This is a genomic window from Candidatus Nanopelagicales bacterium (assembly GCA_041393815.1).
Lineage (GTDB): Bacteria > Actinomycetota > Actinomycetes > S36-B12 > JAWKJK01 > JAWKJK01.
Map to the genome: position 1 here is coordinate 38,417 of JAWKJK010000007.1, position 22,338 is coordinate 60,754.

General features: G+C 75.5%; 22 protein-coding genes. 11 read left to right on the forward strand and 11 right to left on the reverse strand.

The features are described from left to right. Positions 1-2 precede the first annotated feature (2 nt). Both R2737_16515 and R2737_16520 read left to right on the forward strand, forming a co-directional pair. Positions 3-725 (forward strand): hypothetical protein, encoded by a 723-nt coding sequence (locus tag R2737_16515; GenBank protein ID MEZ5117866.1) that lies wholly within the window; start codon positions 3-5, stop codon positions 723-725. Positions 726-730: 5 nt separating this feature from the next. Then, a complete protein-coding gene (locus tag R2737_16520) occupies positions 731-1,075 on the forward strand; it encodes an Hpt domain-containing protein (GenBank protein MEZ5117867.1) in 345 nt (114 codons plus the stop codon). A gap of 30 nt (positions 1,076-1,105) precedes the next feature. Here R2737_16520 and R2737_16525 read toward each other — a convergent pair whose 3' ends face one another. The 5 genes from R2737_16525 to R2737_16545 all read right to left on the reverse strand — a co-directional run bounded on the left by R2737_16525 (position 1,106) and on the right by R2737_16545 (position 6,141). Next, positions 1,106-1,789, reverse strand: a complete 684-nt coding sequence (locus tag R2737_16525) for a response regulator transcription factor (protein MEZ5117868.1) — start codon at positions 1,787-1,789, stop codon at positions 1,106-1,108. 106 nt (positions 1,790-1,895) lie between these two features. Continuing rightward, entirely contained in the window at positions 1,896-2,270 is a 375-nt protein-coding gene (locus tag R2737_16530; protein ID MEZ5117869.1) for a hypothetical protein, read from the reverse strand. Between the two features lie 297 nt (positions 2,271-2,567). Further along, the gene (locus R2737_16535) at positions 2,568-4,412 is read right to left on the reverse strand and encodes a putative nucleotidyltransferase substrate binding domain-containing protein (protein MEZ5117870.1); all 1,845 of its coding nucleotides are present in this window, start codon (positions 4,410-4,412) and stop codon (positions 2,568-2,570) included. A gap of 8 nt (positions 4,413-4,420) precedes the next feature. Next, positions 4,421-5,383, reverse strand: coding sequence for a pirin family protein (locus tag R2737_16540; GenBank protein ID MEZ5117871.1), 963 nt, complete (start codon positions 5,381-5,383; stop codon positions 4,421-4,423). Beyond that, positions 5,380-6,141: a 4'-phosphopantetheinyl transferase superfamily protein gene (locus R2737_16545; protein MEZ5117872.1), complete on the reverse strand. Its 762-nt coding sequence runs from the start codon at positions 6,139-6,141 to the stop codon at positions 5,380-5,382. The genes R2737_16540 and R2737_16545 overlap by 4 nt, the downstream gene beginning before the upstream one ends. Before the next feature lie 34 nt (positions 6,142-6,175). Between R2737_16545 and R2737_16550 the strand changes: the two genes are divergently transcribed. Next, the gene (locus tag R2737_16550) at positions 6,176-6,988 is read left to right on the forward strand and encodes a maleylpyruvate isomerase N-terminal domain-containing protein (GenBank protein MEZ5117873.1); all 813 of its coding nucleotides are present in this window, start codon (positions 6,176-6,178) and stop codon (positions 6,986-6,988) included. A 45-nt stretch (positions 6,989-7,033) separates the two neighbouring features. On the opposite strand, the gene R2737_16555 is transcribed toward R2737_16550, so the two are convergent. Together R2737_16555 and R2737_16560 are read right to left on the reverse strand one after the other, a co-directional pair. Beyond that, positions 7,034-8,125, reverse strand: a complete 1,092-nt coding sequence (locus R2737_16555) for a hypothetical protein (protein MEZ5117874.1) — start codon at positions 8,123-8,125, stop codon at positions 7,034-7,036. 16 nt (positions 8,126-8,141) lie between these two features. Next, a complete protein-coding gene (locus R2737_16560; GenBank protein MEZ5117875.1) occupies positions 8,142-8,705 on the reverse strand; it encodes a nitroreductase/quinone reductase family protein in 564 nt (187 codons plus the stop codon). 128 nt (positions 8,706-8,833) lie between these two features. Between R2737_16560 and R2737_16565 the strand changes: the two genes are divergently transcribed. The 3 genes from R2737_16565 to R2737_16575 are packed head-to-tail and all read left to right on the forward strand — an operon-like array spanning position 8,834 to position 11,368. Beyond that, a complete protein-coding gene (locus R2737_16565) occupies positions 8,834-9,385 on the forward strand; it encodes a heme-binding protein (GenBank protein ID MEZ5117876.1) in 552 nt (183 codons plus the stop codon). A 30-nt stretch (positions 9,386-9,415) separates the two neighbouring features. Continuing rightward, positions 9,416-10,531, forward strand: coding sequence for a hypothetical protein (locus R2737_16570; protein MEZ5117877.1), 1,116 nt, complete (start codon positions 9,416-9,418; stop codon positions 10,529-10,531). Positions 10,532-10,585: 54 nt separating this feature from the next. Then, a complete protein-coding gene (locus R2737_16575) occupies positions 10,586-11,368 on the forward strand; it encodes a VOC family protein (GenBank protein MEZ5117878.1) in 783 nt (260 codons plus the stop codon). A gap of 34 nt (positions 11,369-11,402) precedes the next feature. On the opposite strand, the gene R2737_16580 is transcribed toward R2737_16575, so the two are convergent. The 3 genes from R2737_16580 to R2737_16590 form a co-directional block, all read right to left on the reverse strand. Next, the gene (locus R2737_16580; protein MEZ5117879.1) at positions 11,403-11,918 is read right to left on the reverse strand and encodes a hypothetical protein; all 516 of its coding nucleotides are present in this window, start codon (positions 11,916-11,918) and stop codon (positions 11,403-11,405) included. A gap of 120 nt (positions 11,919-12,038) precedes the next feature. Then, positions 12,039-13,136, reverse strand: a complete 1,098-nt coding sequence (locus R2737_16585) for a patatin-like phospholipase family protein (GenBank protein ID MEZ5117880.1) — start codon at positions 13,134-13,136, stop codon at positions 12,039-12,041. Further along, positions 13,136-14,515 (reverse strand): ClC family H(+)/Cl(-) exchange transporter, encoded by a 1,380-nt coding sequence (locus R2737_16590; protein MEZ5117881.1) that lies wholly within the window; start codon positions 14,513-14,515, stop codon positions 13,136-13,138. Before R2737_16590 ends, R2737_16585 begins: the two co-directional genes overlap by 1 nt. An 88-nt stretch (positions 14,516-14,603) precedes the next feature. On the opposite strand from R2737_16590, the gene R2737_16595 reads away from it, so the two are divergent. The 5 genes from R2737_16595 to R2737_16615 all read left to right on the forward strand — a co-directional run bounded on the left by R2737_16595 (position 14,604) and on the right by R2737_16615 (position 21,662). Continuing rightward, the gene (locus tag R2737_16595) at positions 14,604-16,199 is read left to right on the forward strand and encodes an FAD-binding oxidoreductase (protein MEZ5117882.1); all 1,596 of its coding nucleotides are present in this window, start codon (positions 14,604-14,606) and stop codon (positions 16,197-16,199) included. Further along, positions 16,196-17,044, forward strand: a complete 849-nt coding sequence (locus R2737_16600) for a helical backbone metal receptor (GenBank protein ID MEZ5117883.1) — start codon at positions 16,196-16,198, stop codon at positions 17,042-17,044. Before R2737_16595 ends, R2737_16600 begins: the two co-directional genes overlap by 4 nt. A gap of 51 nt (positions 17,045-17,095) precedes the next feature. Then, positions 17,096-17,605 (forward strand): hypothetical protein, encoded by a 510-nt coding sequence (locus tag R2737_16605; GenBank protein ID MEZ5117884.1) that lies wholly within the window; start codon positions 17,096-17,098, stop codon positions 17,603-17,605. Positions 17,606-17,969: 364 nt separating this feature from the next. Further along, a complete protein-coding gene (locus R2737_16610) occupies positions 17,970-19,121 on the forward strand; it encodes an inorganic phosphate transporter (GenBank protein MEZ5117885.1) in 1,152 nt (383 codons plus the stop codon). Between the two features lie 117 nt (positions 19,122-19,238). Beyond that, a complete protein-coding gene (locus R2737_16615) occupies positions 19,239-21,662 on the forward strand; it encodes a helicase HerA-like domain-containing protein (protein MEZ5117886.1) in 2,424 nt (807 codons plus the stop codon). A gap of 182 nt (positions 21,663-21,844) precedes the next feature. On the opposite strand, the gene R2737_16620 is transcribed toward R2737_16615, so the two are convergent. Continuing rightward, positions 21,845-22,333: an NUDIX hydrolase gene (locus R2737_16620; protein ID MEZ5117887.1), complete on the reverse strand. Its 489-nt coding sequence runs from the start codon at positions 22,331-22,333 to the stop codon at positions 21,845-21,847. Between the last annotated feature and the right edge of the window lie 5 nt (positions 22,334-22,338).

Genomic DNA, 22,338 nt, shown 5'->3' on the forward strand with positions numbered 1-22,338 from the left:
GTGTGACCTCGATGAAGCGCGCTCGCCGGACGACCGGACGCCATGCCGCCGACGGCTCCGTGGCCCCTGCCGCGGCGCCGCAGGCCGCCCCCCAGCGGCGCTCCGTCGTCGGGACGTGGACCCGCCGCATCGTCCAGGTGGCCCTCCCGGTCGCGGCCGTGGGCGTGGTCCTGGTCGCGGTCCCCGCCGCCAACGCGGAGGGCCCCGGCTACGGCGGGGGCGCGGACAAGCTGAACGTCTCCTGGGAGGCGGGCGCCGCCGACAGCGGCAGCGCTGCCGGCTCGAGCACCCCGGCCCTCCCGAGCACGGGCGGGGGCGCGGCCAAGGGGGCGGCCAACGGCGCCGCCGCCGCGGGCGTCCCCACCCGGACGGACGAGGGCCTGGCGCTGGTCGTGGACGGGGTCGGGTTCCGCGGCCTGTCGGAGGTCTCGGTGCGCGTCGGGAGCGACGAGCCCTTCACCACGCGGGTCGACGACAGCGGCACGCTCGACGTCGGCGTCCCCCTCTCCCAGTCGGAGACCGCGAAGTCCGGGACCAGCGTGGTCGCGACCGGTCGGTCCCCGTCCGGCACCTCGATGACCCTGGTCGGCTCCATCCCGCCCCGCCCGGCCGGCGTGGGCCCGGTGGACCTGGTGCCGTGGGTCGCCGCCGCCGTCGCGATCGGGCTGGCCGGCTCGTGGCTGGTGTCCCGGCTGTCCCCGCGCCGGGTCCGTACGGAACGATGAGCACCGTGACGGGAGCTGTCGACTGGAGCGTGCTGCGCGACCTGACCGAGCAGATGGGCGACGAGGACATCGCCGCCATGGTGCTCGACGCCTACCGCGGCGAGATCCCCGGCCGCCGCGCGGCGCTGGAGTCGGCCCTGACGTCCACGCCGGAGGAGCTGCGCGACGCGGTCCACGCGCTGAAGGCCTCCAGCCTCACCGTCGGCGCGCTTCGGCTGGGGGAGCTGTGCCGGCAGTCCGAGGCCCTGGTCGTCTCCGGGGACCTCGAGGCCGCGCGTGACTACGGCAGCCAGGCGCTGGCCGAGCTCGACCTGGTGTCCGCGGACCTCGAGGCCGGTCCGCCGGCCTGAGCCCGCTCGCGCGCCGCTTCGGGATCCGCCCTACGACGGGTCGAACCGGTAGCCCACGCCGCGGATCGTCTTCAGGTGGCGGGGCGAGGACGCCTTCTCACCCAGCTTGCGGCGCAGGTTGCCGACGTGGACGTCGATGACGTGGTCGTCACCGAACCAGGAGTCACCCCAGACCCGTTCCAGCAGCTGCTCGCGGGTGAACGTCTGCCGCGGCGCGCCGGTGAGCAGGTCGAGGATGTCGAACTCGATCCGGGTCAGTTCCACCACCGCGCCGTCGAGGGTCACCTCGCGGGCGTTGGGGTCGACCACGACGTCGCCGAAGTCGCGTAGGTCCGGGGCGGCCGCGACCCGGGGCCGGCGGCGCAGGGCCTTGATCCGGGCGGCGAACTCGCGCGGGCTGAACGGCTTGGTCACGTAGTCGTCGGCCCCGACCGTCAGGCCGAGCACCTTGTCGATCTCCTCGTCGCGCGCGGTCAGCATGAGTACGTACGTGTCGCTGAACTCGCGGATCGACCGGCACACCTCGAAGCCGTCGATGTCGGGCAGCGACACGTCGAGGATCACCAGCTCCGGCCGCTGGCTGCGGGCCAGCGAGACGCCGCGCTCGCCGGTCGCCGCGACCAGCACCGCGAAGCCCTCGCGCTCCAGCAGCCGCTGCACCATCGCGACGAACTCGGGGGAGTCCTCGACCAGCAGCGCGGTCGGTTTCGGCACCTCACCACCTCCGCACAGTCGATCGCCGGAACGTCCCCCTACGCCCGCCGGACGCCATTCCACACTGTGCCACCGCGGGACCGTCGGAGGCGCACGGGACCCGCTGTCAGTCCCGCCGCCAGCGCCCGCCACTGGGGTTCGGGTCGCGCTCGTGGCGCAGGCGGGCCAGCGCCCGGTCGGCCCCGAGCAGGTCGGACAGCGAGAGCGGCCGGGGCGGCTCCCCGGGGGACCCGGCGGACAGCTTGGTGGCGGCGGCGAGCAGCAGCTGGGCGGTGGCCAGGGCGTCGCCCAGCGCGTGGTGGGCCCGATGCGGTGGCAGGCCGAACCAGGCGACCGCCTCCTCCAGCGGTACGTAGTCCGCGCGCACCGGCTGCCCCGCCGCCGCCATGCACCAGCGGGTGAGCAGGTCGGTGTCGACGACCTGCCGCGGTGCCCGGATCCCGTTCTGGCGCAGCCAGCCCAGCAGGAAGGAACGCTCCACCCAGGCGACGTGCGCGACCAGGACGCGCCCCCGATCGCCGCGCCCACCCGCCGCGCCGCCTCCGCGGGGTCCAGGCCGGACCGCGCCTCCACCGGCCGGATCCCGTGCACGACGACCGAGGCGGGCTCGGGGTCCCTGACCGGCCGGACGGACTCGTAGGTCGCGCCCGCCAGCCGGATCCGCGCGCCGTCGACGGGGACCACCCCGACCGAGAGCACCTCGTGCCGGCGCGGGTCCAGGCCGGTCGTCTCGACGTCCACCACCGCGTACGCGGCCTCCCGCCAGGGGTCGGGCGGCTCACCGCCACCGCCCGCCCAGGCGGTTCTCGACGCCGCGCTGCACCCGCCGGACCCCGCGGAAGGTGTCCCGCAGGTAGCGGCGGGTCAGGGTGCTCAGCGTGTCCGGGTCGAGGTGGTCGTCCGGGGTGGCGCCGTCGCGCCGCCGGGCCAGCTGGTGGTCCCAGCGCAGGTCGGTGAGGAAGTCCACCGCATCGAGCAGGCTGCGCTCCTCGTCGGGCTCCAGCAGGCCGGCCCGCCCCGCCGCGGCGAGCCGCTCCGCGGTGCCGAGCCGATCCGACCCGGCGGCCGCGCCGAGCGCGCGGGCCAGCCCGACGACCGGCACCAGCCCGTCCCGCTTGAGATCCAGCGTGCCGCGGTGGGCGCCGGCGTGGTCCACGACCAGCCCGCGTCCGAACCCGGCGGGCGGGTGCGCGGCGACAGCGGCCCGCAGCATGGAGTGCTGGACGAGCGGCCGGGCGAGGGCGGCGTCGAGGTCTGCCCGCAGCGCCTCCCACGGGCCGTCGCCCCACACCGGGCGCGCGTCGGTGAGCGCGGCGAGGTAGATGTCGCCGCCGTCGAGGGCGGGGTCCGCCGCCCAGCCGGACAGCGCGTCGGACCAGGCGTCGGCCGGGTGGGCGAACCGCTGGTCGTCCGCCGCGACGCCGTGTCGATCGACTCGGAAGCCGTTCTCCCGCAGCGGATCCAGGATGCGTGCCGCCAGGTCGTGCATCCATCGGGCGACGCGGTCATCGTCCACCGGCGCCCACCAGACCAGGGCGCTGTCCAGATCGGAGTCCGGTGCCGGCTCCCGCCGGCCGATGCTCCCGCACAGCAGCCAGGTCACCGGAGCCGGCGCCGGCCCCCGCTCACGCAGGTCCAGCTGCAGCAGACGCCGCACCAGCGTCTCGACGAGCACCGCGTAGGTATGGCTGACCCGTACCGCGGACAGGCCCTCCTCGTGGGCCATGGCCGCCACGTCCAGCACCCGCCCCGCCAGCGCGAGCACCTGGCCTGACCCGGTGGCTCGCGCAAGCGCGCGCCGCAGCCGCAGCGGCTCGCTGGCCCGCGCCGCGAGCAGGTCCACGTCCTCGACGACCCCGAGCACGGCTCCCGCCGGGCCCAGCACGGGGAGGTGCCGGACCCCGTGGTCGAGCATGACCAGCAGGGCGTCGTCGGGGTCCGCGGTCTCGTGCACGACGTGCAGAGGGGCGGACATCGCCACGGCGACCGGCTCCAGCGGGTCGCGGTCGGCGGCGACCACCCGTACTCGCAGGTCGTGGTCGGTGAGGATCCCCGCCGGCCCGGTCCCGTCCGTGACCACGGCGGCGGACGCGTCCGCGTCGCGCATCCGGCGGACCGCGTCGACGAGCGGGGTGTCGGGCGCGACCACCGGCACCGGCCGGGCCAGTGCCGCCAGGACCGGTCGGGACGCCGGGACGCGCCGGGGGGCAGGTCCCGTCACGCGTGGCGAGCGGAGCGTGCCCGGGTCGCCGGATCCCGCAGCCGACCCCTCCGGCGCGCGGGCCGGGTGGACCAGGTAGACCAGCAGGTCCTCCGCGGCCACCGCCTCCGCGCGCGGGCCCAGGCCAGCCACCACGTCGGCGGCCTCGAGCACCTCGCCGGCGGACAGCAGGTCCAGCGTGCGCCCGTCGTCGCGTACGGCGAGCACCCCGCTGCGCACGACCAGCACCGGGCCGGTCGGGTCCATCGGGGCGGGCAGCACGACGGCGCCGTCGGCGAAGTACGCGACCTCGGTCCGCGCGGCCAGCCGTCGCAGCTCCGCGTCGTCGAGCCCCGCGTACGGCGGCGCAGCGCGCAGGCCCTCCAGGACCTCACCCAGGCCGTCCCGGCCGCCCCCGGACACGTCGGGTCTCAGCGACGTCCGGGCCGGGCGCGCAGCACGGTGCGCGGCAGCTCCGGTGCGGGCAGCGGGGGCTCCGGGTCGCCGACGACCGTGCCGAACCGCCCGGCGTGCCAGTCGTCGCGGAACGTGACGATCTCGTCGTGGCTGCGGCCGACGAAGTTCCACCACATCAGCAGCTCCTCGCCCAGCGGCTCACCCCCGAACAGCAGCAGCGTCGCCCCGCGGGCCGAGGCCAGCGACACCTCGCGCCGGCCCGGGTCGAGCACCAGCAGCGCGCCGAACCCCACCTCGACGTCATCGACCCGCACCGACCCGTCGGCCGCGAGCACGGCGTGCTCGTACGCGGGATCCAGCGGCAGCCGGCCTGCGGCACCGGCGGGCAGGCGTACCTCGACGGCCAGCATCGGCGAGTACGTCCGCGCCGGGGACCGGACCGAGTCCACCTCACCCATGACCACGGTGGCCTCGAACGCACCCAGGGTCAGCCGCGGCAGGTCGGCGTGGTGCTCGAAGTGCGGGTCGGTGTGCCGGCTGGAGTCCGGCAGCGCGACCCACAGCTGGACCCCGAACAGCCGACCGGGGGAGCCGTCGGGGTCGAGGGTGCCGGGGTCGACCGAGTACTCCGAGTGCGCGATCCCCGCGCCGGCCGTCATCAGGTTGAGCTCGCGGGGGCGGACCCGCTGCACCGATCCGACGGTGTCGCGGTGGTCCACCTCTCCCTCGAGCAGCCAGGTGACCGTCTGCAGCCCGGTGTGCGGGTGCGGGGGGACCTTCATCACCGGCTCCGGCCCGGGGCCAGCTGCCGACCACTCGACGGAGCCCAGCGGCCCGAAGTGGTCGCAGAAGCACCAGGGCCCGACGGTCCGCACGTCCCGGTGCGGCAGGGTGCGGCGGACCAGCATCCCGCGCGGGCCGCCGAGCGGCACCTCGCGCGGCCCGAGCGCGAGCGGGTCCGGAGAGGGTGCGCTCACGGCCGCGGACCCCCCAGCGGCTCGGCCATCCACCGGTGCGTGGGCACGGCCCCGGCCAGTGGTGGAGGGGCCACCAGGGCGACCGGTGCCGGCATCGGCTCCTGGGCGCAGGTGGTGAGCAGGAAGTCGCCGTGGCGGCACCACCACCCGGGAAAGTCCGCGCCGCCGTCGCGGTCGCGCACCGACAGCGGCCGCCAGCCGTCCGCGTCCGCGGCCGACGCCGGGTCCAGCGTCACCTCGACGGAGTGGGTGGACCGGCGCAGCCCCGTCCGCAGCACCTTCAGCGCGCTCTCCTTCGCCGACCAGACCAGGTTCGCGCGCAGCGCGTGCTCCTCGGGGCCGGACGCCCCGGAGACCAGGTCCTGCTCGGCCGGCGTGAGCCAGTCGCGGACGAACCCCTCGCTGCGCGCCTCGACCAGCTCCAGGTCGCAGCCCACCTCGACCTGCGACGGCGAGACCAGGCACACCGCCCAGTCGGCCCGGTCGGTCAGCGAGAGCCGGCGGTCCCACGGCTCGTCGCGCACGTACGCGTGCGGGGCGCCGTCGGCGGCGTGCCGGATCTCCACCTCGTCCGGGCGGGTGCCGTCGGCCAGGGATCCGGCCACGGCGGTCTTCGCGGCCCAGCGCGCCATCAGGAACTCGTCCCGCCGCTTGGCGAACCGCATGGTCTGCGCCCGGCGTCGCTCCAGCGGGCCGAGCCAGTCCCATCCGGGCGGCGTCGCGTCACCTCCGGAGGAGTGCCAGTGCGGCGGCTTCACCGCACCAGTCTGCCGTGCGCGGCAGACTGCGGCCATGTCTCTGGATGCCACCCGACTGACGCTGGCCGACTACCGCGCCTCGGTCGAGGTCGACGCGCAGCGGCTGCGGGACGCCGCGGAGGGCCACCTCGAGCTGCCGGTGCCCACCTGCCCGGGGTGGTCGATGGCCGACCTCGTCGCGCACGTGGGAGCGGTGTACGACCACAAGCGGGCCGCGGTCGAGCTGGGTCGGCGGCCGGAGGACGGCGAGTGGCAGCGCGGTCCGGCCGAGGGCGAGCCGGTGCTGGACTGGTGCGACCGGATGCGCGCGGGCATGGCCGCAGCGGTGTACGGCGGCGACAGTTCGGCGCCGGCCTGGACGTTCTGGCCGGCGGAGCAGACCGTGGGGTTCTGGCAGCGCCGGATGGCGCAGGAGACCGTCGTGCACCGGGTTGATGCCGAGCTGGCCCGCGAGGCGGCGGGCGGGCCGCCGCCGGCGCCGATCGGTCCTCGGCTGGCCGCGGACGGCGTCGACGAGGTGCTGGGCTGGCTGGCCTGGCCCTGGGACGAGGACCCGCGGCCGGAGGCCGCCGGGCGGACCGTGCGGGTCGACGGCCGGCTGCACGCCTGGCGGGTGCTGCTGGAGGACACGTCCGTGACCGTGGTCGGCGTGGGGGTCGCGGCGGCGGCCGGCGGCGTGGGCTCGAATCGCCCGGACGAGGCCGACGACGCGTACGTCCGCGGAGCGCCGGCGGACCTGCTGCTGCACCTGTGGGGCCGGCCGGTGCCCGACGGTGCCGTGGTCGAGGGCGGCGATCCCATCGCGCTGACGGTGCTGAAGCACCGCCTCGCCGCGGTCAGCGGCTGAGGCCGGGCGCTCGATCGGACCGCGCCGGACTCGGCCGCGCCGGACCTATCCGGCCAGGGCCGGCACCCCGGTCGCGTACAGGGCCCGGCGCACGCAGGTCGCGCCGTCCGCGACCTCCAGCACCACCCGCTCGCGGGACCCGTCCGGTGCGCGGGCCAGCACCCGGCCCGCGCACCCGATCGGGCCGGGGCGCCACCACACCAGCAGGCCGTCGACGGTCCACCCGAGCAGGACGTCGACGGGCGGCCGGGTGAACCGGCTGAGGATGCGCCCGGTGGTCGCGTCGAGCTCGTGCCACACGACCCGCTCCCCGGGGAGCACCACGCGGGAGCCGTCCGGGGACGCCGCCCACCCCCGGTCCCAGGACCACCGCATGCGGTGCCAGGGGCTGGAGACCGCCAGCGGCCCGGTGACCTCGCCCGTATTCAGGTCCACCGTGCCCACGCCGCCGTCGCCGGCGACGACGATCCGTCGTCCGTCGTCGGAGAACGACGCGCCGACCGGCGAGCCGAATCCGGTGAGGGCCACCGCTCGTCGCACCTGCCCGTCCCGGTCCAGCACGGTGAGGTCGGCGCGGGTCGCGGTGGCCACGGTGACAACCGCGACGAGTCCGCCGTCGGCGGAGACGGCGACGGTCCGCTCCCGGTCGGGCTCGCCCGGGAGGGGCAGGGCCCGTTCCCCGCCGTCGGTACGGGCGAGCTCCACCCCGCTCGACCCGGCCGACGCCAGCAGGCGGCCGTCGGCGGACAGCGCTGCCGACAGGGCCGCGGGCAGGTAGGCCGGCCGGTCGGTCGACGGGTCGGCCGGCGGGCCGGCCGAGGGGACGGGCGGTGTGGTCGCGTCCAGCCGCACCACCCAGCCCTGCGGGGTCACCGCCCAGGTCGCGCCGCGGCCGTCGGCCAGCAGCAGCCGTGCGGCGTCGGCGGGCCCGGCGGGAGCCTTGTCCAGTTCCACCAGGGGGACGCGTGCCGGCGCGCCATCTCCGTCGGGGGGCGGCCGGTCGGTGAGGGCGCGGGCACCGAGGACGGCGGCAGCGGCGAGGACCGCGAGGGCGACCGCGGCCCGGGTCAGCCGACGGCGGCCGGGTGAGGGTGGCGGGGGGTCGTACCCCTCGAGCACCTCCGCCCCGGCGAGCACGGTGACCCCGGTCGCGTCATCCGTGCGGGGTGAGCCGGAACATCCGCGGCGTCAGCGTGCCGCGGCGATCGAGGTAGTTCGCGTAGCCGGGATAGACCGCCTTGAACGACTCCCAGTGGTGCGCCCACTCGTCGGGGTCCTCGATCTGGAGCGCGGTGACGTCGAGACGGACCGGCCCGACCTCCAGCGCGGCCTCCGGGTGGGCCCGCAGGTTCGCGGTCCAGCCGGGGTGCTTGGGCTGCCCGAAGTTGGTGCCCACCAGCAGGAAGTCGTCGCCGTCGCGGAGGAACACCAGCGGCGAGGTGCGCGGCTGCCCGGACTTCGCACCGGTGGTGTGCAGCAGCAGGAACGGCAGGCCGTACACCTTGGCGATCACGCCGCCGTCGGCGATGTGCGCGATCTTGGGGTCGACGATCGGCCCGACCCGGCGGTAGACGGCGGCGAAGCCACGGGTGCGGCCCAGCCTGCGGACCAGCCGGGTGAGCGGCCCGGGGCGGATGCTCTCCTCCCACTGCCGCACCTGGTCCAGGCGCTCCTCGAGGGCGGCCGACCGCCCGGTACCGGTGTCCTCCTGCGTCATGCGCACAGTCTGCCCCTGCCGAAGGCCCCGCGGCGAGACGCCCTCGCCACTCGGCAACCCGCCCCGGGCGGGGCGGCCCGGCGGGGGCGTTCCGGGTGGGGCGTGCCGGGCGGGCGTAGCGTTGCTGGGTGACCGAGCAGCAGGCCTACGACGTGGTCGAGGCCGTCGGCGGGTACGAGTTGCGCCGCTACCCGCGGCACCTGGTCGCCGAGACCGGGATCGACGCGTCCTTCGAGTCCGCGGGGACGCGGGCGTTCCGCGCCCTGGTGGGCTACCTCGGTGGGGGCAACGCCACCGGCGACCGGTTGGCGATGACCGCCCCGGTCCTGCAGGAGCCGGCCCCGTCCGGTCCGGCGTACACGGTGGCGTTCGTGCTGCCGGCGTCGACGGCGCAGGCGGGCGCACCGCAGCCGACCGACCCCCGGGTGCGGGTCCGCGAGGTGGGCGAGGAGTGGGCGCTGGTCGCGCGGTACTCCGGTCGCTGGTCCCGGGGGTCCTACGAGCGGCACGAGGAGGCGCTGCGGGCGGCCGCCGACAGGCGGGGGCTGACGGTCGCCGGACCGGCCCGGTGGGCCCGGTTCGACCCGCCGTGGACGCCGTGGTTCCTGCGCCGCAACGAGGTGATCCTCCCCGTTCGTGTGCCGGCGGACGCGGCGCCGGGTGGTTCACTGGAGTCGTGACCGGGTCGTGCCGATGAAGGAGGCGTGTCGATGAGACGCGCTGCCCGGGCGGCGACGGCACTGCTCGCGCTGGTCGCGACCGGGCTGCCTGCCGGCGCCACGGTGGTGGCGGCCGACGAGGGCCAGCCCCAGGACAGCGCCACCGCGATGGCGAACGCGCAGGCGCTGCGGCTGGAGATCGAGTCGCTGCAGGCGCGGGTCGAGCTCGCGGTGGGCCGCTACGCGGCGGCGCGCGAGGCCCTCGACGGCTCGGTCCAGGCCGAGCTGATGGAGGCCCGGCGCATCGACGCGCTGGACCGGGCGGTGGCCGCCGAGCGGGCCCGCTCGGTCCGGGCGGTCCGCTCGCTGTACATGATCGGCGGCCCCGGCGGCCTCTACGCCGCCGTCCTGGACAGCCGGTCCCTGTCCTCCCTGCTGGACGGGGTGGCCGCCGTCTCCGCCTTCGTGCAGGGCTCCCTGACCGCGTCGCGTGCCGCCGACGACCTGGCCGCGGAGGCGGACGAGGCCCGCGACCGGCTCGACGGCACGGCGCTGACCTCGCAGACGCGTGCCCGGGTCGCTGCCGAGGCGCAGGCGGCCGCGGCCGAGGCCCAGGCCCTGGAGACCGAGCTCGAGGCCAAGCTGGCCGGCGCCGACGCCACCGTCCAGCGGCTGCTCGCGGAGGAGGCGGCGCGGCGCGAGGCCGAGCAGCGGGCCGCGTGGGAGGCGGCGGCGCGCGCAGCCGAGTCCGCGCCGAACGGCCGCTACCTGGGCGGTCCCAAGCTCTCCGGCCTGGAGCTGGTCAACGTGCTGCAGCGGGCCGGCTTCGCCGGTGAGGCGCTGCGGGTGGCGTGGGCGGTGGTCATGCGGGAGTCCGGCGGCTACCCCGGCGCCATCGGGCCCTACAACACCAACGGCTCGCGCGACCACGGCCTGTTCCAGCTCAACGACATCCACCTCGGCCGCTACATCGACCCGGCGGCCGTCAACGACCCGCTGGCCAACGCGCGCGCGGCATACGTGATGAGTCGCGGCGGCACCGACTGGTCGCACTGGGGCCTGGGCGACCGCGGCTGGGCCGGCCACCTGATGCGGGACATCCCCGCAGTGCACGCGCGGCTGTACGAGATCTGGCGGCAGTGGTACGACCGCTTCCCCACGGGCTGACGGCGGCGTAGCGTCCCGGGGAACCGCACCCGTTCCCCGGAAAGGGGCTCACCCATGCGCTATCCCGACGGCCTGTTCGGCTGGGTCGACCTGGTCACGACCGATGTGGCCGCGGCGAAGGAGTTCTACGGGGGGCTGTTCGGCTGGGTCTACGACGACATCCCGACCCCGATGGGCCCGGTCTACACGATGTGCCTCAAGGGCGAGGACACGGTCGCCGGCATCGGGCCGCTGCCTCCGGACATGGCGGCGTCGGGCGTCCCCTCGATGTGGAACTCCTACGTCCTGGTGTCCGACCTCGACGCGACCCTCGCGCGGGCCGGGGACGCGGGGGGCGCGGTCGTGATGCCGGCGATGCAGGTCATGACGCAGGGCCGGATGGCGATGGTGGCCGACCCCAGCGGCGCGGCCGTCGGAGTGTGGGAGCCACAGGACCACCAGGGCGCGGACCTGTTCAACAAGCCGGGCTCGCTGACGTGGAACGAGCTGCAGTCCCGCGACCTGGCCGCCGCGACCCCGTTCTACGCCGCCACCTTCGGCTGGCGGTGGGACGACTCGATGGGCGACGGCTACCTGGTCGGCCACGTCGACGCGAAGGAGGGCGACGACACCAGCAACTGCGGCGCGATGGCGACGCCACCCAACGTCCCCGCGGAGGTGCCCAGCCTGTGGCTGGCGTACTTCGCGGTCGAGGACTGCGCGACGTCGGTGGCGACGGCGGAGGGCCTGGGCGCGCAGGTGTTCCTGCCGCCGATGCAGATGGGCCCCGGCACGTTCGCGGGCCTGACGGACCCGACCGGTGCCGCCGTGATGGTGGGCTCCTTCCCGGCTGCGTAGCCGGGGCCGGTGCGCCCGGACGGCCGGCCGCGCGTCAGGGGAGCGGGCGGCCGTTCGGCTTCACCAGCAGCCACAGGCCGCCGAACTCGCGGACGTCGTGGCACAGGGCGACCCGCGGGCGGTCGTGCTCGTAGTAGTAGAGCGGGTGCCCGCGGTAGGTGACCTGCAGGCGGCCGTCGGACCGCTTGGTCGTGCCGAGCAGCCGGGCGCTGACGCCGGTCCCCGCCCGCGGCTTGCCCTTCGCGTACGTCACGGGCCAGGCCTGCGCGCAGTCGCCGTAGCAGCGCGAGGTACTGCCGCGGTCGCGGGTGAACAGGTACAGCGGCATCCCGCGGCCGTCGGTGAGAACGGTGCCGTACGAGCCGACCCTGGTCGCGCGGATGACGATGCCCCGGGTCGCTGCGGGCACGGCGGTCCGCGCCGTGGACGCGACCGCGACCGTGGCGGGCCGGTGGCCGTCGGGGACGGGCGCGGCCGTCCCGGGGGTGGCGAGGCCGAGGGTGAGGGCGGTTGCGCCGCCGAGGACAAGGGCACTGCGGAGGATGGGCACCCGGGCAGTCTGGGCGGGCGAGTGGGCCCGGCACCAGGCCGAGCGCGGCCCCGTCAGCGGTCCGTAAGGGTTGCGGACGGAGACCGAGGTGTGGCGGTGCTGTGCTCCCTGACTCCCCGGTCAGGACGACAGCAGTTCGGCCAGCGTGCGCAGGCCCTGTCGGCCGTCGACGAGCCCCGCCATCATGAACTGCGGCCAGCGCGAGCTGTCGACGAAGTGCCGCGTCAGTCCGGAGCCGTGCACGGTCGCGTACGGCACCGGCTCCAGGAGCACGGTCGGGCAGTTGCGGTGCAGCCGGTCCAGGTTGTCGCGCGAGTGCTGCAGGTGGTTGGCGGTGCGCACCTGCGACTCGATGCCGAGCAGGCTGAACGCCTCGTCCTGCCAGCCGTGCCGCTCCTCGCCGGTGAGCCCGGTGGGCCAGAAGCAGTTCACCGCGAGCGCGGCGTCCGGCGGCGGCTCCAGCTCCAGCAGCGGGCGTACCGGGAACACGTCGACGACGCCGCCGTCGCAGTACCAGCCGTCGTCCAGCGGCACCGGCGCGAAGAACAGCGGCAGCGCGATGGACACCCGGATCGCCCGCGCCACCGTGAGCTCCGGGAAGGTTCGCGGACCGAGGAACACCAGCCGGTTCTCCTCGACCTGCCACGCGGGGGAGTAGCAGGGCACCTCGAGGTCGCCCAGCGTGATGTCGCCGAGCCAGTCCAGCAGCGCCGCCTCGATCGCCTCGCCGCGCACGATCCCGCCGAAGCCGCGCCCGAGCGTGGGCACCAGCGTCGCCAGCCGGCGCCAGTCGGGGTCCACGTAGTCGCCGGGGTGCAGGCGGAGCAGGAAGTCGGCGACCTCGTCGGCGGGCACCCCGGCCGCCCACGGGAAGCCGAAGAGGGCCGAGCCGGAGCACACCGACAGCGCCGCGGGCCGCAGACCGGCCTCCTCGAAGGCGCGCAGCACGCCCAGCAGGCTGGCCATCGCGCCGCTGCCGCCGGTGGCCGAGACGGAGACCCGGCGACCGGCCAGTGCGGGCAGCGAGGTGGACACGTCCACCGGGAACGGCGACCCGCCCACCGGCCGCGGGTCGGTGGGCAGCGGCAGGACCGCACGCCGGGCGGAGTCCAGGTAGGCCAGGTCTCGGCGCAGGTCGGTCAGGGCGTTGCGGGTGCGGGTCGCGACCGAGACCGCCTTGCCGAGCCAGAAGATGTCCAGCGCCGGGTCGAGCACCATCAGCCACCCCCTCGCGTCCGCTCCGTGGCGAGCATCCGTGACCGCAGGGTGTCGTAGATCGGCTCGCCCCGCAGCAGGGTCGCCGTGAGCATCGCGGCGCCGCACGCCAATAGCAGCGGCACCACCTGGCTGGTGGAGCCGGTCATCTCGGCGATCAGCACGATCCCGGTGAAGGGTGCGCGCACCACGGCGGTGAAGAACGCGGCCATCCCGACGACGGCGAAGGCCACCGTGGCGTCCTGCTGCCCGGGTGCTACGGCCGTCACGAGTCCGCCGAGGAGCGCCCCGCCCGCGGCACCGACCACGAGTAGCGGCGCGAACAGTCCGCCGACCGTTCCCAGCGCGTACGACACCGGTCCCAGCACCCAGCGCACGGCCAGGATGCCGCCCAGCACCAGCAGCGGGATCCGCCCGTCGAGGATGCGCTGGTTCAGCGCGTCGCCACCGCCGACGAGCTCCGGGGAGAGCCAGGCCAGCAGCCCGACCGCGGCGCCGACGATGCCGGCCCTCAGCTCCACCGGCACGATCCGGGACCGGGCGAAGACGTCGATCGACGTCACCACGAACCGGTTGTACGCGACCCCGGCCACACCGAGGAGAACGCCCAGCAGCGCGAACAGCGGCAGGGTCGCCAGTGGCGCCTCGGGCAGCTCGGGCACGTCGAAGAGGACGAAGTCGCCGAGGATCGCGCGGTACGTGGCGATCGCGCACGCGGTGCCGACGAGGGTGGCGACGGCCAGCCGCAGCCGGAAGCTGCGCGACACCTCCTCGAACACGAAGACCGCGCCGCCCAGTGGGGCGTTGAAGGCGACCGCCAGCCCGGCACCGGCCATCGCTGCCTGCATGCTGCGCAGGTCGGGGTGGTCCATCCGGGTCCGGCGGGCCAGCTCGTCGCCGATGACCGCGCCCATCTGCACGCTGGGCCCCTCGCGGCCCAGGGCCAGCCCGGACCCGATCGCCAGGACACCGCCGACGAACTTGGCCGGGACCACCGACAGCGGGGCCGGCCCGACCTCGCCGCGCATCACCGCCTCGACCCGCTGCACGCCGCTCCCGGACGCGATCGGGGCGAACCTCACCACCAGGCGCGCCAGGGCCACCCCGGCGCCGCACGCCAGCACCGGGACGACCCAGCCCACCCACGGCCAGTGCCGGGCCCAGTCGACCATGGCCACCCGCGCGTCGTCGGCGGCCGCCAGGGTGATCTGGAAGGCGGTGCCCACCAGCCCGGTGAGGACGCCGCCGACGATGGCGACCGCGCCGAGCAGCAGGAGCGCGCGCGTGGTGATCCCCGGGTCGGTGAGGCCGGCCGGGCCGGGGACGGGGTCGCCGGGGAAGGGTCGCTCCGGGAACCGTCGCCGTCCCGGACCCGTGCCCATCGGGGCAGTCAACCAAAGGCCGGGGCGGGCGCGGGGGCACTAGCGTCGAGGCGGCGGACCAGTGGGCGAGGGTGGGAGGTGGGCACGGGTGTCGGACGTACGTCGCCGGGCCGCGTGGGGCTGGGGCTTCGCCGACGAGGCGCTGACGACCGAGCAGATCCGGGCGCTGGCCCCGGGCCTGCCGCAGCTGCTCGGGTTCGAGGGGCGGGACCCGGTGGACCCGGTCCCGCCGGAGGACGTCGTCCTCGACCCGCCGCGCCTCCCGCTCCCGGCCGGTGACCGGCTGGAACGGGTCTGCTCCACCGGCACCGCCGACCGGGTGGCACACGCGGGCGGCCAGGCCTACCCGGACCTCGTGCGCGCGCTGCACGGAGAGTTCCCGTACGCCCCCGACGTGGTCGCGCGGCCGGCCGACGAGACCGACCTGGCGGAGCTGCTGGCCTGGGCGGGCGATGTCGGCGCGGCGGTGGTCCCGTACGGCGGTGGCACCAGCGTCGTCGGCGGCGTGCGCCCGGTGGTGCCGGACGGCTACGCCGGGGTCGTCACCGTGGACCTGACCGGGATGGACCGGGTGCTGGAGGTGGACCCGGTCTCGCGCGCCGCGCGGATCCAGGCAGGTGCCACCGGGCCGGTGCTGGAGCGGCAGCTCGCCGAGCACGGGCTGACGCTCCGGTTCTTCCCCCAGTCGTTCGAGCTGTCCACCCTCGGCGGGTGGGTGGCGACCCGCGCCGGCGGGCACTTCGCGACCGGTCCCACCCACATCGACGACCTGGTCGAGAGCGTGCGGGCGCTGACCCCGGTCGGGGTGTGGGAGTCGCGGCGGCTGCCCGGCTCCGGCGCCGGGCCCAGCCCGGACCGGCTGCTGCTGGGCTCCGAAGGGGCCCTCGGCGTCGTGACCGAGGCGTGGGTGCGGGTCCGCCCCCGGCCGGGCGCGCGGGCCGGGCGGTCGATCCGCTTCGCGTCCTGGCCGGCGGCCGTGGACGCGGTGCGCGCCATCGCCCAGAGCGGCCTGCAGCCGGCGAACTGCCGGCTGCTGGACCCGCTGGAGGCGGCGCAGTCGGGTGCCGGTGACGGTCGGGACGCGGTGCTGGTCCTCGGTTTCGAGGCGCCTGAGCGGCCGGTCGACGCGGAGCTGCGCCAGGCGCTGGACCTGTGCGCGTCGTACGGCGGCCGGTGGTCCGACGATGCGAAGCCCTCGGGTGACGGGGGCGCCGACGCGGCCGGCACCTGGCGGGACGCGTTCTTGCGGATGCCGTACCTGCGCGACGGCCTGATCCGGCTCGGCGTGCTGGCGGACACCTTCGAGACCGCGGTCACGTGGGACGCCTTCCCCGACCTGCACGAGCGGGTGACCGCGGCGGTCCGCGACGCGCTGGGCGCGCCGTGCCGGGTGTCGGTGCGCTTCACCCACGTCTACCCCGACGGCCCCGCGCCGTACGTCACGGTGCTGGCGCCCACGGTGCCGGGCGAGGAGATCGCCCGGTGGTCGGCGATGAAGACGGCGGCAGGGGACGCCATCGCCGCGGCGGGCGGGACCATCACGCACCACCACGCGGTCGGCCGGGACCACCGGCGGTGGTACGACGGCCAGCGGCCCGACCCGTTCGCGGCCGCGTTGCGGGCCGCGAAGGCGGCGGTGGACCCCGGTGCGCTGCTCAACCCGGGCGTGCTGGTGGACCCGTGACGGGCGACGGCGGCGACGTTGGTGACGTCGTCCGCGACGACCGGGGTCTGCCGCTGGCGGTGGACCGGCCGGTGCGGCGCGTGGTGTCCCTGGTGCCGTCCCTCACCGAGACGGTGGCGCTGACCCGGCCGGACCTCCTGGTCGGCGCGACCCGCTGGTGCACCCACCCCGCGGGCCTGGACGTGGCTCGGGTCGGGGGGACCAAGAACCCGGACGTGGCCGCCGTCGTGGCGCTGGCCCCGGACGTCGTGCTCGTCAACGACGAGGAGAACCGGCGCGAGGACGTCGAGGCCCTGCGTGCGGCCGGGGTCGCCTGCTGGGTCACCGGGCCGCGGACGGTCGCCGCGGCGCTGGACTCGCTGAGTCGGCTGGTCCGCGGCGCGCTCGGGGTGGCCACCGAGCCGGGGTGGCTGACGGCGGCCCGGGCCGCGTGGGTGCCGCGGCCCGTCCCGGCCGGACCGGACGCGGTCGCGGCGCTGGAGCCGGCGGTCGTGCCGGTGTGGCGACGGCCGTGGGTCGTCGTCGGGTCCGACACGTTCGCCGGCGACGTGCTGCTGCGCCTGGGGGTGCGCAACCTGTATGACGACGCCGCCGAGCGGTACCCGCGGCCGTCGCTGGCCGAGCTGCGGTCCCGCGACGCGGCGCTCGTGGTCCTGCCGGACGAGCCGTACGTGTTCACCCCCGATGACGGTCCCGAGGCGTTCCCCGGGGTCCCCTGCGCCCTGGTGTCGGGCCGACACCTGACCTGGTACGGGCCGTCCCTGGCCGAGGCGCCACGGGTGCTGGCGGGACAACTGGCCCGGCGGACCCTTGGCCCTGCAACGCCCCCCGCGTCCGCGCCATAGTGGGGGGATCCGGGCTGCACCGCGGCCCCGTGGCCTCGTAGGGAGGTCGTCATGAACCGAACCCGACTCCCTGCCGTCCTGGCGACGGCGGCCCTCCTGATCGGGACGGCGGTGGTGTCCGGCGGCGGGGCGGTGGCGGCGCCCGCTCCCGAGCGGGCCGTGACCGTGGCCGCGGCGGCACCCGCGGCGGCGCCCGCCGCCACCCGGCAGAGCGCCAAGTGGTACTGGTCGGACGGCTACCGCTACCTCACCCGGACGTTCCGGGAGTGGAAGTACCCGACGCGCGCGAGCCTGCCCAAGCTGTACGTGAAGATGTCGTCGTCGTACCCCGCCCGCAAGGTGGTCCTGGAGTACTGGGACAACTCGGACAATCGGTGGGAGCGCGAGTCCTCGCAGTGGACGAACGGCAAGGGCATCGCGACGGTGCGCTTCGACCCGTACAACTGCACCGGGGCGGGCTACTGCGACGGGTTCTGGTACTACCGGCTGCGCATCCTGGCCGGCTCCGGCCAGGGTGAGCTGAAGTCGAACAAGTTCCGCATCACCTTCGTCGCGGCCTGACCCTCAGCACGGACCCGGTCCGGGGTCGGGTCGACCCGGCCCCGCACCGGTCCCGCGCGTACCGGTCTCTCCTTGTGGTGCCGGTTGCGCGAGTTACAGCTCGCGCAACCGGCACCACAACGAGAAGTAGCGCGGCGTAGAGGGTCGCTCCGGGGCGTCCCGGTTGCGCTGCGTGAACCCGACGCGAAGATGTCGTGTCGAGTTCATCTGCGGTTCATCTGTCGCCGGACCCCACGTTCACGTGGTGAAGGTCCTGTTCACCTCAGGTCCACAGACCCGTAGCGACGGCGTCATGGACGTGTCACTATCCGTGCGCAGTTGAGGGAGGTCTGGGGTGGATCTACTACTTCTCACGGTTATCGCCGTGGTGGCGCTCGCGCTGCTGTTCGACTTCACGAACGGGTTCCACGACGCGGCGAACTCGGTCGCCACCGTCGTGGCCACCCGCGCGCTGCCGGCCAAGTGGGCGCCCGGCTTCTCCGCGTTCTTCAACTTCGTGGCCTACTTCGTGGTGGGCACGGCCGTGGCCAACACGGTGGCGAAGACGGTGAAGGTGGAGTACGCCGGGGTCGCGGTGGCGTTCGCCGCGCTGTTCGCGGCGATCGCCTGGAACTACGTCACCTGGTTCGTCGGCATGCCCTCGTCGTCCAGCCACGCCATCATCGGCGGTCTGGTCGGTGCCGGTATCGCCGCGGGCGGCTTCGCCGCGATCTCGTGGGAGAGCGTCGAGAAGGCCCTGATCGGCATCCTCGCCTCACCCGCGGTGGCGTTCAGCATCGCGTTCGCCGCGATGTTCGTCGTCGGCGGCCTTCAGAAGCTGTTCAAGATGCGCGACGAGCACCCCGTCTTCAAGGGCCTGCAGCTGGTGTCCGCGGCCGGGGTGTCCTTCGGCCACGGTGCCAACGACGCGCAGAAGACGATGGGCGTCATCGCCGCGCTGATGCTGGGCGCCGGCTACACGACGATGGCCGAGGACGGCAAGACGATCGTGGTTCCGGAGTGGGTGGCGCTGTCGGCCTACGCCGCCATCGCGCTGGGCACCCTGTGGGGCGGCTGGAAGATCATCGAGACCATGGGCCTGAGGCTCACGACACTGCACGCCAGCTCCGGGGTCGCGGCCAACATCGGTGCGACGACCGCGATCTTCGGTGCCACCAGCATCGGCATGCCGATCTCCACCACGCACGCCGCCGCCTCGTCGATCGTGGGCGCGGGTGTCGGCTCCGGCCGGGGAGCCAACTGGAAGGTCATCGGGGAGATGGTGGTGGCCTGGGCCATCACCATCCCGGCGGCGGCCATCGTCTCGTTCATCATGTTCCGGTTCACCCAGTTGCCGACCGCCTTCGCCATCATCACGGTGGGCTCGGTCGTGCTGGCCTTCGGTATCTGGGCCGGCTGGGCGATGCGGCACACGATCCACGCGGCCGACGTCGAGGCCGAGATCCCGTCCGAGGAGAAGCTCGACGAGCACGTGCCGGTGCACCCGCACCTGCAGGGCAAGGGTCCGGTGGAGTAGCCGAACCCGTCACGCGCGACGCCCTCGGGGGCCGGGTCACACCCGGCCCCCGAGGCGTGTCCGGGCCCGTTGCCGTCCGCGTCCCGTGCGGCGTCCTCGGCCCCTACAGTCGGCCGCATGCCCGACCTGCGCCTCGGCGGCCTCGTCGACCCGGCCGCCCACCAGCGGACCGGCACCGACGCCGTCCTGCGTTCCGCCGACCTGACGACGCACGGCGTGATCGTCGGGATGACCGGGTCGGGCAAGACCGGCCTCGGGGTCGTCCTGGTCGAGGAGTGTCTTGCCGCCGGCGTCCCGGCGATCGTGGTCGACCCGAAGGGCGACCTGACGAACCTGTGCCTGCTGTTCCCCGAGCTCAGCGCGGCGCAGTTCCGGCCCTGGGTCGACGAGGGCGCGGCAGTCGCCACCGGGATGACCCCCGACGCGTACGCCGAGGACCAGGCCACGCGCTGGCGGGAGGGCCTGGCCGGCTGGGACCTCGGCCGCGCCGACGTCGCCCGGCTGTCGGAGACGGTGCCGCGCACCGTCTACACGCCCGGGTCGACCGCCGGGGTGCCGCTCAACGTGGTCGGCTCGCTGGTGGCCCCCGCGGACCGCTCCGACGAGGAAGCGGTGCAGGACGAGATCGCCGCGTACGTCTCCTCGCTGCTCGGCCTGCTGGGCGTCGACGCCGACCCGCTGACGTCCCGCGAACACGTGCTGCTAGCGAACCTGGTCTGGCACGCCTGGTCCGGCGGCCAGGACCTGGACCTGCCCACGCTGGTCGCGTGGGTCGCGCAGCCCCCGATCCGCAAGGTCGGGGTGCTGGAGCTGGACCAGTTCTTCCCGCCGGCGGACCGGCAGGCCTTCGTGCTGCGGCTGAACAACCTGCTGGCCTCGCCGGGGTTCGCGGCCTGGTTGCAGGGGCCGCCGATCGACGTGGACGCACTGGTCCGGGGCGCGGACGGCGGTCCGCGCTGCGCGATCGTGACGACCTCGCATCTCGACGACAGCGAGCGGCAGGCGGTGACCGCCCTCGTCCTGGCCGAGGTCGTGGCCTGGATGCGGCGTCAGCCCGGCACCGCGGACCTGCGGCTGCTGCTGTACCTGGACGAGGTCGCCGGCCTGGTCCCGCCCACCGCCAACCCGCCCACCAAGCCGCCGCTGCTCACCCTGATGAAGCAGGCCCGGGCGTACGGCGTCGGTGTCGTCCTGGCGACCCAGAACCCGGTCGACGTCGACTACAAGGCGCTGTCCAACGCGGGCACCTGGCTGATCGGCCGGCTGCAGACCGAGCGGGACAAGGCCCGGCTGCTGGACGGGCTGACCAGCGCGGCCGGGACCGTCGACGTGGCTGCGCTGGGCGACACCGTGTCGGGGCTGGCGAAGCGGGAGTTCGTGCTGCGGCGCGCCGGCTCCGACCGGCCGGAGACCATGACGACGCGCTGGGCGATGAGCTACCTGCGCGGCCCGCTGACCCGCGAGCAGATCGCGCGACTGGCCGCGGACCAGCCGGCCGCGGCGGCGCCACCCGCGGAGCTGGCGCCTCCGTCGATGCCGGCCGCCCCCGACGGCGCCCCGGTCCCCATGCCGCCACCCTCCGGCGATCCCGGGCCGGCCGCTGCGGGGGCGCCCGTGTCGAGCACTGCGGACGTGACGCCGGTGATGCCGGCAGTGGCTGCGGGCATCCCGGTGTCGTACCTCGACCCGGCCGCAGCCTGGGCGGGGGTGGTCGGCGCCGTGCCGGGGACGCGGCTTCGCGCGGCCGCGGTGGCGCGGGTCCGGCTGCGCTACGACGAGACCCGGGCCGACCTGGTCCACGACGAGGAGTACGAGGCGGTGCTGTGCCCGCTGCCTGACGTGCCGGACGCGGTCGGGTTCGTCGCCGTGGACTACGACGACCGTGACCTGCTGCCCCAGCCCGTCGGCGCCGTGACGTACGAGTTCGTCGCCGCCGCGGTGTCCTCGAAGACCTGGTGGTCGGGGCTGCGGGCGGCGCTGACCGACCACCTGGTCCGGTCCCGCGTGCTGGAGGTCCCGGTCAACCGCGAGCTGAAGCTGTACGGACGGGTGGGGGAGACCGCCGAGCAGTTCGCCGGGCGGTGCGCCGCGGAGGCCGACTCCCGTGCCGACGCGGCGACGGCCGCGCTGCGGACCAAGTACGAGGCCAAGGTCCGGGCGCTGCAGGACCGCATCGACACCGCGGTGGCGGCGGTGCAGCGGCAGGAGGCGTCGCAGCAGGCCGCCTACGCCGATGCCGCCACCTCGGTCGCGTCGTCGGTGCTCGGTGGCCTCTTCGGCGGACGCCGGTCGCGGGCCTCGGTGTCGGCGCAGGCGCGGCGCATCTCCGGCGCCGCCGCCCGCGTCGACCAGGCGCGCGCGAAGGTGGACTCCCTCGCCGCCGGGCTGGCGCAGCTGGACGCCGAGCTCGCCGACGAGGTGGCGGGCATCGACCGGGAGTGGACGGAGCGCGCCGCGGCCGTCAGCACCGTTGCCGTCCCGCTGGAGCGGACCGACGTGCGGGTCGCCGACCTCCGGCTGGTCTGGGTCCCCGTCGGCTGACGCCCGCCACGCCAGCGCCCCGACCTCCCCCCGCACGCCCTGGCTCCACCCCCGCTTCTCTCTCGACGGAATGAGTCCCCACGTCGCTTGCGGGCCGATTCCGGGGCGTCAAGCAACGCCGGGACTCATTCCGTCGCCAAGGGGTGGGTGCGGGGGATGCGGTGCGGGGGCAGTGCGCGGGGTCAGCGAGGGGTCGGCTCGTCGAACAGGGCGAGCAGATGCGGCAGCGCGACCGCGACCGGGCCGAACAGCGGCACCCGGGCCAGGTCGGCGACGGTGAACCAGTCGGCCGCGTCGTTCTCCACCGACAGGGTGCGGTGGTACGCCGGCGCCTCGGCGACGTCGGCGCAGCAGGTGGTGTAGGACCAGCGCCCCGGCAGCGCGTCGTCGACGAAGTCGCCCACGCGCACCAGTCCGTCCGGCAGCCGCCCGATCTCCTCGTCGAACTCCCGCAGCGCCGCGTCCCAGGCCGACTCGTGCCGGTCCCGCGCGCCGCCCGGGATCGCCCACTGCCCGTGGCCGCGGTGCACCCACGCGGCCCGCTGCGCGAGCAGGAACCGGGACGGCCCGGTGTCGGGCCGGTGCCGCAGCAGCAGGCCGGCGGCGCCGTACACGCCCCAGAACGACCGGCCGTCGTCGGCGCGCACCCACCCGTCGCCGTTGCCCCTCACCCCGG

What these genes read in the sequence shown, in the direction of transcription:
- R2737_16550 (MEZ5117873.1), top strand. Translation starts at nt 6,176, where the DNA reads ATGTCTCTGGATGCCACCCGACTGACGCTGGCCGACTACCGCGCCTCG.
- R2737_16560 (MEZ5117875.1), bottom strand. Translation starts at nt 8,705, where the DNA reads ATGACGCAGGAGGACACCGGTACCGGGCGGTCGGCCGCCCTCGAGGAG.
- R2737_16570 (MEZ5117877.1), top strand. Translation starts at nt 9,416, where the DNA reads ATGAGACGCGCTGCCCGGGCGGCGACGGCACTGCTCGCGCTGGTCGCG.
- R2737_16575 (MEZ5117878.1), top strand. Translation starts at nt 10,586, where the DNA reads ATGCGCTATCCCGACGGCCTGTTCGGCTGGGTCGACCTGGTCACGACC.
- R2737_16585 (MEZ5117880.1), bottom strand. Translation starts at nt 13,136, where the DNA reads ATGGTGCTCGACCCGGCGCTGGACATCTTCTGGCTCGGCAAGGCGGTC.
- R2737_16590 (MEZ5117881.1), bottom strand. Translation starts at nt 14,515, where the DNA reads ATGGGCACGGGTCCGGGACGGCGACGGTTCCCGGAGCGACCCTTCCCC.
- R2737_16605 (MEZ5117884.1), top strand. Translation starts at nt 17,096, where the DNA reads ATGAACCGAACCCGACTCCCTGCCGTCCTGGCGACGGCGGCCCTCCTG.
- R2737_16615 (MEZ5117886.1), top strand. Translation starts at nt 19,239, where the DNA reads ATGCCCGACCTGCGCCTCGGCGGCCTCGTCGACCCGGCCGCCCACCAG.